The following is a 9653-nucleotide window of genomic DNA, read 5'->3' on the forward strand; positions in this document are numbered from 1 at the left end:
GGCTTGCGCCAACGATCCGTAATTCGCTTTGCTTGCTTGTTCATGGCTAAGGACCAACTTCAAAGCTCCACTACTGCTCAAAATAGCTAATGTAGCAATTGCTTTTTTAAAATTATTGACTGCTAATATATAAAATAATGTTTATAGTGATGGTAGTTATAATTCAATAGCAAAATGTGATGAACGCATTCACCATTTAACTTAAAAAGAACTGTGTTTAGATTGCTCTAGGTAAATCTAGAGAAGTAAAGGAGTTAATGGCTTGTGGAATGCATGCATATTATCTGTAACCCGAAATCGGAGATGGGGAGAGGGAGGAGACGCTTAAACGAAGTCACTAGCTATTTAGAGAGCTGGGGGGTGGACTATCAGATTTATTTGACCCAGTATCCTGGTCATATGAGAGAGCTCTTAACCGCTTGTTTGGGCCAATTTAAAGAAGAGGATAGCTTAATCCTGGTTGGTGGGGATGGAAGTCTACATGAATTGGTGAATCTTTTGGCCGACCGGGGCCTCGACCTGCCTCTTGCCTTTGTTTCAGCCGGGACGGGCAATGATTTTAGCCGCTACTACCAGGCAGGCAAAGAGACCATCGAAGACTTGCTCGCCCCCATGTTTAAAGGCCAGGTTCGCCGGCTTAGAATTGGTCGTATCGATCCCAGCCTAGGCAAGGCTGGGGGCGTCTTTGTCAATAGCCTGGGCTTTGGTTTCGATGGCCAGGTCATCCATGAAAGTGAAGGATTCAAAGCCAAGGGAGGAATCTGGCAAGTCCCCTGGGCAAACCGGGTCCGCTATTTGGTGAGCCTCTTTCAGTCCTTGCGTCGCGTTCCTAATTTTGCCCTCGATGTAAGACTAAGCGGTCACAGCCAACATTTTTCTGATGTTAGCTTGGTAGCGGTTATGTTGAATCCTTACTTTGGTGGGGGTATCCAGCTTGATCCCCGGGTAGCAGAGCTAGAGGACGACCTGGCCCTTGTAGTGGTCCATGACCTGGATTGGCGGGCGATTCCGGGCTTACTCTACCAGATTCTATGGCGTAAGGGCCAGGGTGATTCCAAGCACCTCGCCTTCTACAGGGGGCCGCGCTGTGAATTAAACTTGACCCCTGCCATTCCAGGCCAGGTAGACGGGGAAGCAATTTTCTCAGCTGCTAGGTCTGTTGGATGTCGACTTGACCAACAAGCTTTTTATCTTTAACCCCGATTTATCGATATATTCGTTTATAGCGAAAGGAAAGCTTAGCTTAAGCTAGCTGGTCCTTTCGCCTTTCTTATTTTAAATATGTCACTTATATTTGACACTTCTTCGACTTTAAGTTAAACTGGGAGTGTGTCATATATAGATGACAGTAAGGGAGGAGAGGCCATGAACCATGTGCGCTTTTACCGCCAAAAGATAGGTATTTCGCAGGCGGAACTCGCTCGGCGGGTGGAGGTGGCTCGGCAGACCATCAATTTAATTGAGAATGATAAGTATAATCCGTCGCTCGACCTGTGCCTGCGCTTAGCTCATGCTTTGGGAACTGATCTAAACCAATTGTTTTGGAATGGGGAGGAAACTTAAATGAAAAAATGTATTATCCAACACTACCTTGGCTTTGTCGGCCACCGTGATGAATACCAAGAACAGAAACTGAATGAAGTTTTAGCTTTTGCTGGAATTGTGACCCAGTATGCCATTGCCATCTTGATGTTAATCAGCTTGATTTGGGATATCCATCAGGGTCAGGTCAGCTTGGGGACCATCTTTCTCTTTCTGATCATGATGGGAAATTCCCTCTACATCCTAGCTAAAACCCGCAAGTACCGGCTAACCGATACGGAATTTTATGATGCCAAAGATTATAAAAAAGCCGTTCGTCAACTCCGCCAGCAAATGTTCCGCGCTGGCCTCTTGTGGACCCTGGGCATGATCTTTTGGATGGAAGTGGTCTTTCCTTATTTGGACGGGCGGCCAATCGAATGGCACTGGGCTAAGGCCCTGATTTATGTCATAGGAGGTCTAGTCTTTGCCACCACGGCCTACCTCATTAGCAAGTCAAAACTCCGCTTAGTCAAGCGCTAAGCCTCAAATAAGAGAAGATGAAAAAGCAGCCTAGGCGCCAAATAAATAGCGTCTAGACTGCTTTTGCTTTTTTAGAGATTATCTTTATAGTTCTAGTCCTTATCCTTAAGGGCAGAATTCTTGTCCAATTCCTCCTGGCTGATTTGTCCCTTTTCTACGGCTGCCTGGTTAAGGCCTTGGACATAGTCTTCATAGTCTGGCATGAAGGCGACTTGTTCCCAGTCACCGGTCGGTAGGTCGGCTTGGTTGGTTTGAGGCTCACCAGGCGTTGATCGGCCTTCCTTGATGTAGTCGACCAAGGCTTGGCTCAATTCAGTCACAACATCCGGATGGTCGTCGATAACATTGTGGCTTTCGGAGAGGTCATCGCGCAGGTCATAGAGTTCGCTTGCTTGGAAGGTTTCTTTATAGCTGTCCACATTGCGGTCATAACTGCCTAGGCCGCCATCTTTGACCATGATGAGTTTCCAGAAGTCACGGCGAATGGAGAAGCCCCCGTTACCAGCTGAATGGATGATGTCTTCACGGATAGCCTGGTCCTCACCCTGCCAGAGGGGGAGGTTGGAGTAGCTATCTTCAGCGACATTATCGCGTTTGTCCTCACCGAGGATATCGGCGATGGTGTTGTAGAAGTCGGAGTGGGAGACCATGTGGTTAGAAACCGTGTTGGCTTCAATCATTCGCGGATAGGTCACAATCGTAGGTTCCCGGTGGCCCCCTTCCCAGATATGCATCTTATGCCCGCGGAGCCCATTACTTGGGTCGTGGCCTTCTTCTTCCTTCAAGCGGTCAATATCGACAATCGGAGAGGCCCCATTATCGGAAGTAAAGATGAATAGGGTGTCTTCGTAGATGCCAGCTTCCTTGAGCTTGTCGGCTATTTCACCGACATAGGCATCCAGTTGGAGGACGAAATCGCCGTAGTCACCGATCCCTGACTTACCGCGGAAACGTTCTTGAGGAATAATCGGACCGTGGACCAGGTGGTTAGGATAGTAGAGGAAGAAGGGGGCATCCGCTTCAATCATATCATCTAGGACGTCTAGTGCCTTGGCCTGCATTTGGTCTGGGACATGGTAGGGGCTGTGCTCAGGGGCTATCACGCCGGCTTCGATGGAGCGGTTGGTTTCAGGCTCAACCCGAGAAATATTATGGTCCCCGGCCATGTATTCAGGTTGGTAGAGGGCCCGGTCATTCTCGATGATGGTAAAGGGGCCTTGGTCCAGACTGGCTGCCGTCCCGTAGAAGTAGTCGAAGCCATAGTTGAGCGGCCCGAATTTAATCGGTTGGCTATAATCGATGTCTGTTCCCCGGAAGATGGGTTCCGCTGTGGCATTGCCGAAGTAAGGGCGGCCCTTCTGATAGTCCGCCTCTTGCTCGCGGTACTTGTCTCCGTCGACACCATAGCGCTCATAGTCTTTGTGGTCCTTTAAGGTCCATTCCATCCCCAAGTGCCACTTACCGATGGCTGCTGTTTGATAGCCGTGGTCCTTGAGCATTTGAGGGAGGGTGCGCCGGTCTTTCTCAATCAGACTTTGGGCGTCGCCAGGGATGACAATACTCTTGAGCTGAGACCGCCAGTTGTAGCGGCCGGTTAAGAGCCCATATCTTGAGGGCGTACAGAGGGCGCTGGTGGCATGGGAATCAGTGAAGCGCATGCCGTCCTGAGCGAGGGCATCAATGTGTTCGGTATGAATCTTGGACTCAGGGTTGAAGGCAGATACGTCACCCATTCCTAAGTCGTCGGCAAAAATTAAAATAATATTTGGTTTCTTTTGAGTCATTAGAAGTCCTCCTTTAAATTTAAATGTTAATAATCGTAGTAGCGAGTATCCCGACTCTGTGTGCAATAAGAGGTGTCCTCGTTCACATAGTCATCATCGTCTTCGGCTTGGTCCGTTTCGTCGGCCCATTCATAGGCCTTCTTAGCCATGAGTACAGCGATAATCTCATTGATTAGAGCAGCAGCAGGGATGATGATCTGGATACTGGCGCCGAGGTCACTGGCTGCCTGACCAATTGCCTGGGCTGCCATGGAGGAGAAGACGAGGGAAATACCGGAATGGGGCATCATGGTTAAGGCCAGGTATTTTTGGACGCTGGGGTCTGCTTCGATGCGCTTACCTCCCAGATAAGACCCAATAAAGCTTCCAAGTAGGCGGAAGCTAATATAGGCCAAACTCCAGACGCCAGCTTGGACGAGCAAGCCAGGATCGAGTGGGGCAGCGAGGTTCAAGATGATAAGCAAGAGTCCAGCTGATTGGATGGGGCTAAAGTCATCACTTAGGGCTTCGCGTTGGTCATCTGAAATACCGTTGACCAGGGCGGCTGAGAAGGCGGCTCCCAGGATGATGTAATTGGCCATGGGGCTAGGGTAGAGCCAATGGTCAATTGCTAGCATGATAGCAGTCGTCAATACAATAGTCGTGAGGAAGCGACCGATACCTGATTCTTCCGCTCCGGATAAGAAACGACCGGCTAGATAACCTAGGCCGACACCGACCAGTATCGGAAGGACCATCATCAAGGACAGGTTGAGTACAGCCGAAGTTGAAGCCTCAGTCACTTGTGATTGGACGACCGAAATGAAGAAATAGAAGATGATGTTTACTAAGAGGGTATTCATGACGGTCATGGAAACAGTTGTCCGTGAGAGTGGCCCATCTGTCTTGTATTCGTTAATGACTGATAGCACGGGGGCCGGGGCTGTGGCCATGGCGATAACCCCGAAAATAATGGCAATCAGGAAAGGCACCCCTATCCAAGAGAAAATCAAGCCAAAAGCTAGGCTGACCATCAGGAAAATACCTAGCATCTGCCAGATAGCGAGTTTAAAGATGGAAGTCCCAACTTTTTTTATTTTACTTACGATTAAGTTGGACCCAATCATGATACCGACAATGACTTGGGCCAGGGTCGCCAAGAGTTGGAAGGCGGGGTGGCCAGTGATGCTCTCGTGAAAAAGATTGAGCAGGTTAGGACCCACAACCATGCCGCATAGGAGCCAGCCTAGGATGGCAGGAAGTTTGATTTTTTGGATTAAGCGGCCTGCTCCATAGACCAAGGCAATGGCTAGAAGAAAACGTAAAAATGGCATAAAAAACCTCCTTTTTTGATTTAAAGTATAAAAATAACCTATCTTTACTCTAACATGAATTGCGTGAAAATTCTGTTCTAAGCTCTTGTGAATAAAGGTTTTTTTATGATAGAAGAGTAAAAAACTGATTAGACATCCTATTATTTATACATATAATTTTAAGAAAAGGAATTAAAACTTAAAATGAGAGGTGGCTCAATATGTTTTCTTTTGCCTGTGATTATTTAGAGGGGGCACATGAACGCTTGCTCAGTCGTCTGATGGAAAGTAACCGTGACCAAGTGCCAGGCTATGGGCAGGACCCTTATACGCATCAGGCGGTCCAAGCCATCCGGCGTGCTTGTGCTTGCCCTGAAGCAGAAGTTTATTTTACGGTAGGAGGGACCCAGACCAATAAGCTGGTAATTGATAGCCTGCTGACGGACTACCGCGGGGTGGTGGCGGCAGATACCGCCCATATCAACACCCAGGAGACCGGGGCTGTTGAATCCTGTGGCCATAAGATCCTAAGCTTAGCGAATGACCAGGGTAAACTGTCAGCTGACCAGCTCCAGGCCTATCTGCAAGCCTTTGAAGCTAATCCCAACCGCGCCCACATGGTGGCTCCGGGCATGGTTTACATCACTTATCCAAGTGAACTCGGCACCCTCTACTCTAAAGCAGACTTGCAAGCCATCTACCAGGTCTGCCAGGCCCACGACCTGCCCCTCTACATTGACGGGGCCCGGCTCGGCTACGGCCTAATGAGTCCTGAAGCCGACCTGACCCTGGCTGAATTGGCTCACTTGTGCGATGTCTTCTATATTGGGGCCAACAAGATCGGTGCCCTCTGTGGGGAAGCTGTAGTCTTTAGCCAGAGGAAAGCACCGGCCTATTTCCCCGCCCTGGTGAAAAAACATGGGGGCTTGGTCGCCAAGGGCCGCCTGCTCGGCATCCAATTTGAGGAATTATTTAAGGATGGCCTCTACTTTGACTTGAGCCGGCATGCGGTCAAGCAGGGCCTGACTGTCAAAGAAATATTTGCGGAGGCGGGCTATAGCTTCTATACGGATTCCTATACCAACCAACAATTTGTCTGCCTGTCGCCAGCAGAAGCCGAGCGCTTGGCTGATTATGTCGGCTTTAGCGTCTGGAATCCAGACCTTGATGGCCAAGTGGTCCTCCGCTTTGTCACCAGCTGGGCCACGACGGATGCCGCACTTGAAGAGCTCTGCGATGCCCTCAAGCAAATTGCTATTAATAAAAAGTTTGAAGAGCGAGCTTTAATTGTTTAAAATATAAATTATTAAACAATATAAGGAGCGATCAGTTGAAAGAAAAAAGAAGAAAAGGCTGCCTGTACGGTCTAGTCATAATTTTGCTTCTCTTGGGCTTGGCTACTTATGGGGTAGGCTCTTATTTCGTGAATTATGCCCTGGTCCCCCAGCAAGGGGCAGAGAACCGTGAAGAAGTGGTTGATCGGTCAGCGGACCAATTGGTGATTGACCGGGCCCGGGATAAGGAAGAAGAAGAGCGGGCGATTTGGTTAGACCAAGTGGGTGAGCGACGCCAGCCGGTGACCATCCAGTCAGTAGACGGCTTGAAGCTCTACGGCCACCAGATTAAGCAGGACAAAGCCAACCAGCGCTGGGTGATTATCGTCCACGGCTACCAGTCCAGTGAAGACGAGTCTAATCTTCTGGCCAGGCACTTCGATGAGGCCGGCTATAATGTCTTGACATACAGTCAACGTGCCCATGCGTCCAGCCAAGGCAAGTATATCGGGATGGGCTACTTTGAGAAGGACGACCTCTTAGCCTGGACCAAGTGGTTGGTCAAAGAAGACCCGGAAGCGGAAATTGTCTACCATGGTACCTCCATGGGTGGGGCAAGTGTCCTGATGGCCTCGGGTCTGACCCTGCCCAAGCAAGTTAAGGCCATTGTCTCGGACTGTGCCTATAGCTCAACTTGGGATATCTTTGCTTCAGAATTGAAATGGCGCTTTAATCTCCCAGCCTTTCCCATCCTCTACATGGCAGAATTCATGGGCCGGCTCCAAGCGGGCTACGATATCCGCTGGGCTGAACCCAAGGACTATGTGGCTAAGAGTGAATTGCCCATTCTCTTTATCCATACCGAAAAAGATGACTTCGTGCCAGTGGAAATGGCCCAGGAACTCTATGCCAGTAAGAAGCAGGGACCTAAAGAACTCTTCCTCCTTCAAGTAGGCGGCCATGCCGAAGCTAAGTTCCAGTCAGGCTATTATGAGCGGATTGAGGCGTTTTTGGCGAATTATTTAAGCTCAAACAGGGATTAAAAGGCTCTTGGAGAGCTAAAACAAGCAAAGTCTTCGGAAACTTGCTAGAATAGGGCAAGCGCTGAAAGGAGGGCTTGTCATGTTTTATTTGGGAATCGGATTTCTTGCTATCTTGTTAATGATTGCCCGCCTAGTCTATCTCTATTATCATTTGGACACCGGCCAAATACCCCAGCCAGCTGATATTATTCTGGTGGCTGAGGGGCCGGCACCTGAACGGAGTGACCAGGCTGTGGATCTCTTAAGGGCGGGCTACAGCCAGACGGGCTATCTCTTGGTGTCGCCCCGCCATGCGCGTGAAGATTTTGATATCTTTCCCACTTATGTGAAGAAGGGGGCGCCGCCGGAGAGTCTAGTGGCCGAAGACCAGGCGACTTCTACCTGGACCAATGCGGTGAACAGCCTCGCTATCATGGCCGACCGGGGCTGGACCAGTGCCAATGTGGTGACTAGCGACTACCATATGCGTCGGACCATGCTGACCTTCCGCCGGGCCAACCGCCAGTATGGCTTTGACCTGACTTTTGTCAGTGCCCACCGGGATGGCCACGGCTACCGAGCAACCCCTAATGGCCGCCGCATGGCCCGGATGGAAGTCCTGAAGTGGATCGGCTACCGCCTCTACCTCTACCACTGGATTGATTGGTAGACCATATTAAGCATTCAAAATTAAAGAGACTGGGTCAAAGCTCCAGTCTCTTTTAAATAGCAATTGTTTCAAAAATCTGTTCCAAAAGTCAGTCCTGACTTTTGGAACAGTCTTTTATTCTAAGTCCAGGGTGACCAAGTGGCTGAGCCGGTCGGGGCTGTCCTTTTGCATGGCAAGCTCAGGTGCTTGGCCCCGGTAGTTGGAGGCGTAGGCCCAGTCATTTAGCCAGGGGCGGAGGTCTTCTTTGTGGATGAAATAAGGCATGCGCTGGTGGACGCGGCCGACGACCTGGTCAGCGGCCTGGGTCATGAGGACAGCTTGGGCTTGGCTTTGGCCGTCTGCTTGCGGAAGAACCTGGTAGCAGCCACCCACGAAGAGGACCTCGCTGGCTGAGAAGAGGAAGCGGGTCTTGTCGGCCGACCACTCGTAGAAGGCGGACATGGGGAAGATGCAGCGGCGGTAGCGGAAGGCCTGGGCAAAGGCCAGCTTGTCATTGATGCTTTCCGACCGGGCATTGATAAGAAGCTGTTTTTTCTTGAAACCATCAAAGCCCCAGCGCATACTGGCTACCCGGACCTTGGCTTTTGGATCTAAACCCAAGCAGACCGCCTCTTGGCCGGGATAGACCGTGCCTGTCGCAGCCGTGCTTTCCTGACCCAACTTCTTGTAGAAGTGGGCTAGGAGGGGGTCCTTGAGCTGGTATTCATAGCGTCCGCACATGGAATCGCTCCTTTCCTTTATTTAATCATAACACAGGATTTCTTTTACATAATAATTAACAAAATGTTACAAATGTGTTACAATGAACTTAAGAAGGATAGAGGAGGGATCCCCATGAAAAAGAGTGTTATTGCCAGTGTTGGACTCGCCGCTTTACTGGTGGCCCTCAATGCGCCAGATGCAACGGCTAGTCAATCGCTCGTAGAAATGAATCCGAATGAAGCCAGTCAAGCCTTTATTAAAGAAATTCCAGTCATCAATCAATTGACCGCAGCTCCCCACATTGTCGATATTCGAACCAGTGTCCAAGATATCGCACCAGTTCAAGCCCGTCAAAACCAGGAGATTGCAGCTATCCAACCAGCAAGAGCTCCTGAACAAAACTTACAGCCCACTAAGCCAGCTCCAGCAAGACAAAGGGAAGCTGAACCGATGGAAGAAAAGGCTCCAGCAACCCAAAAGAGCTATCTGATGGGCCCAAGCCAAGATCCTGAGACCGGCCGGACCCAGTACGACTACCGGGTCGACAGCCCCGATGGTCGGGTATCTCATTTGGAAGGTCTCTACCAAGTTGACGAAGCAACAGGCCAGGTCTACCAGATGGATATGCTGACTGGACGATGGGTCTTGCTTGAAGACTAGAACTAGGCCTATGAGTTTGAAGAGTTGGTGACGCAATATTAAAGGCTCATGTTTCTGACAATAAATATTTAAGTTAAAATCTGTTTTTTCAGTTCTTTGCTACTGGTTTTTACGACTAGTAATTAAAGAAAAAATTTGACTACCCAATTATTTTTGAGCAGGAGTGGAGCTTTGAATTTGATCGT

General features: G+C 49.6%; 10 protein-coding genes. 7 read left to right on the plus strand and 3 right to left on the minus strand.

The features are described 5' to 3' along the window. Positions 1–273 precede the first annotated feature (273 nt). The 3 genes from HMPREF2626_RS00005 (at position 274) to HMPREF2626_RS00015 (ending at position 2064) form a co-directional block, all read left to right on the plus strand. Complete coding sequence (locus tag HMPREF2626_RS00005) at positions 274–1197, plus strand: diacylglycerol/lipid kinase family protein (protein WP_070616386.1); 924 nt, start codon at positions 274–276, stop codon at positions 1195–1197. A 168-nt stretch (positions 1198–1365) separates the two neighbouring features. Beyond that, the gene (locus HMPREF2626_RS00010) at positions 1366–1563 is read left to right on the plus strand and encodes a helix-turn-helix transcriptional regulator (RefSeq protein ID WP_070616388.1); all 198 of its coding nucleotides are present in this window, start codon (positions 1366–1368) and stop codon (positions 1561–1563) included. Further along, the gene (locus HMPREF2626_RS00015) at positions 1564–2064 is read left to right on the plus strand and encodes a DUF3278 domain-containing protein (RefSeq protein ID WP_070616389.1); all 501 of its coding nucleotides are present in this window, start codon (positions 1564–1566) and stop codon (positions 2062–2064) included. Between the two features lie 92 nt (positions 2065–2156). Here HMPREF2626_RS00015 and HMPREF2626_RS00020 read toward each other — a convergent pair whose 3' ends face one another. Both HMPREF2626_RS00020 and HMPREF2626_RS00025 read right to left on the minus strand, forming a co-directional pair. Then, the gene (locus HMPREF2626_RS00020; protein WP_070616391.1) at positions 2157–3848 is read right to left on the minus strand and encodes a sulfatase family protein; all 1692 of its coding nucleotides are present in this window, start codon (positions 3846–3848) and stop codon (positions 2157–2159) included. 26 nt (positions 3849–3874) lie between these two features. After that, a complete protein-coding gene (locus tag HMPREF2626_RS00025) occupies positions 3875–5161 on the minus strand; it encodes a cation:proton antiporter (protein ID WP_070616393.1) in 1287 nt (428 codons plus the stop codon). 200 nt (positions 5162–5361) lie between these two features. Between HMPREF2626_RS00025 and HMPREF2626_RS00030 the strand changes: the two genes are divergently transcribed. The 3 genes from HMPREF2626_RS00030 (at position 5362) to HMPREF2626_RS00040 (ending at position 8106) form a co-directional block, all read left to right on the plus strand. Next, positions 5362–6435, plus strand: a complete 1074-nt coding sequence (locus HMPREF2626_RS00030; protein WP_070616394.1) for a threonine aldolase family protein — start codon at positions 5362–5364, stop codon at positions 6433–6435. Positions 6436–6470: 35 nt separating this feature from the next. Next, positions 6471–7457, plus strand: a complete 987-nt coding sequence (locus HMPREF2626_RS00035; RefSeq protein ID WP_070616396.1) for an alpha/beta hydrolase — start codon at positions 6471–6473, stop codon at positions 7455–7457. Between the two features lie 79 nt (positions 7458–7536). Next, positions 7537–8106: a YdcF family protein gene (locus HMPREF2626_RS00040; protein ID WP_083294255.1), complete on the plus strand. Its 570-nt coding sequence runs from the start codon at positions 7537–7539 to the stop codon at positions 8104–8106. A 114-nt stretch (positions 8107–8220) separates the two neighbouring features. Here HMPREF2626_RS00040 and HMPREF2626_RS00045 read toward each other — a convergent pair whose 3' ends face one another. Continuing rightward, positions 8221–8826 (minus strand): SOS response-associated peptidase, encoded by a 606-nt coding sequence (locus HMPREF2626_RS00045; protein WP_070616399.1) that lies wholly within the window; start codon positions 8824–8826, stop codon positions 8221–8223. Positions 8827–8940: 114 nt separating this feature from the next. Between HMPREF2626_RS00045 and HMPREF2626_RS00050 the strand changes: the two genes are divergently transcribed. Continuing rightward, entirely contained in the window at positions 8941–9468 is a 528-nt protein-coding gene (locus tag HMPREF2626_RS00050; RefSeq protein WP_070616401.1) for a hypothetical protein, read from the plus strand. Positions 9469–9653: the final 185 nt, after the last annotated feature.

Origin of the sequence: Aerococcus sp. HMSC062A02 (assembly GCF_001809535.1) — a bacterium.
In the GTDB taxonomy this organism is placed as follows: domain Bacteria; phylum Bacillota; class Bacilli; order Lactobacillales; family Aerococcaceae; genus Aerococcus.

Coding starts and splice junctions, on each gene's coding strand:
- HMPREF2626_RS00015 (WP_070616389.1), top strand. CDS start 1,564: ATGAAAAAATGTATTATCCAACACTACCTTGGCTTTGTCGGCCACCGT.
- HMPREF2626_RS00045 (WP_070616399.1), bottom strand. CDS start 8,826: ATGTGCGGACGCTATGAATACCAGCTCAAGGACCCCCTCCTAGCCCAC.
- HMPREF2626_RS00030 (WP_070616394.1), top strand. CDS start 5,362: ATGTTTTCTTTTGCCTGTGATTATTTAGAGGGGGCACATGAACGCTTG.
- HMPREF2626_RS00010 (WP_070616388.1), top strand. CDS start 1,366: ATGAACCATGTGCGCTTTTACCGCCAAAAGATAGGTATTTCGCAGGCG.
- HMPREF2626_RS00020 (WP_070616391.1), bottom strand. CDS start 3,848: ATGACTCAAAAGAAACCAAATATTATTTTAATTTTTGCCGACGACTTA.
- HMPREF2626_RS00025 (WP_070616393.1), bottom strand. CDS start 5,161: ATGCCATTTTTACGTTTTCTTCTAGCCATTGCCTTGGTCTATGGAGCA.
- HMPREF2626_RS00050 (WP_070616401.1), top strand. CDS start 8,941: ATGAAAAAGAGTGTTATTGCCAGTGTTGGACTCGCCGCTTTACTGGTG.
- HMPREF2626_RS00040 (WP_083294255.1), top strand. CDS start 7,537: ATGTTTTATTTGGGAATCGGATTTCTTGCTATCTTGTTAATGATTGCC.
- HMPREF2626_RS00005 (WP_070616386.1), top strand. CDS start 274: ATGCATATTATCTGTAACCCGAAATCGGAGATGGGGAGAGGGAGGAGA.